Annotated in this window: 1 protein-coding gene; it reads right to left on the bottom strand. The window is 70.6% G+C overall.

Annotated features, from left to right (window positions below; all coding sequences use genetic code 11):
- Window positions 1–7 precede the first annotated feature (7 nt).
- On the bottom strand, window positions 8–821 hold an 814-nt coding region (locus ACEN88_RS33100; protein ID WP_413346538.1), incomplete at its 5' end, for a hypothetical protein.

Below are 821 nucleotides of genomic sequence, written 5' to 3'. Positions count from 1 at the left end.
GGCCGGACTAGGCGCCGCGGCTCGAGCCGGACTTCGGCGCGACGTGGGCCTCGACGCCGTGCGCGCGCATGAATTCGACGCGGCGCGCATGCAGCGCATCGTTCGGGTCGAGCGCGCAACACACGGTCGCCGCCCCGGTGCAGCCGTGTGGCTCGCGACGCAACTGTTCGAACACCAGCCGGTCCTCGCCGTCGCCGCTCGCGAACGCCGCGCACGACCACAGGTGCACCACGTGCAGCAGCTGCAGCTTGTCGATCGCCAGCCCGCTCGGGCGCACGAAGCCGCCGAAGGACTCGGCGTAGATGCCGCGCCCGACGCCCACGCTCTCGAGCCCGTCCACGCAGAGTTCCTGTCCGGTATTGCCGTCCGCGTAGATCGAATACGAGTACGCCCATTTCTTGCCCTCGATCGCTTGCAGGATGCGGGCGCAATGGTCTTCCTTCAGCCAGTCGTCGTCGTCGAGGTAGACGACCACGCGGCTGTCCGCGAGCAGCGTCAGCGCGGAGCGCAGCGAGCCGCCGTAATACGAGGCGTGCGGTCCGCCGTGGCGCTGCGACGTCGAGTAGCCGAGGTTGATCAGCGTAACCGTCACGTGTGGCGGGCATTCGGGCGCCAGCTCGTCCAGCAGCGCCGCCCGGCGCCCGTCCGGGTCGCAGTCGACGCCCAGCAAGACCTGGATGCGGCCGCCCTGCCCGTCCGCGAGACGTTGCCGGAACACCGAACGCACCGCGCGCGCCAGCGAGGCGCGGCAGGTGGTGACGATCGCCACGGCGACGGCATGGCGGCTCGGGTTCATAGCGGCCGCAGGGCGAACGGATAGG

Origin of the sequence: Massilia sp. CT11-108 (assembly GCF_047302915.1) — a bacterium.
Classification (GTDB): Bacteria; Pseudomonadota; Gammaproteobacteria; order Burkholderiales; family Burkholderiaceae_D; genus Telluria; species Telluria orientalis.
This window is presented reverse-complemented; position numbering and strand designations above follow the sequence as displayed.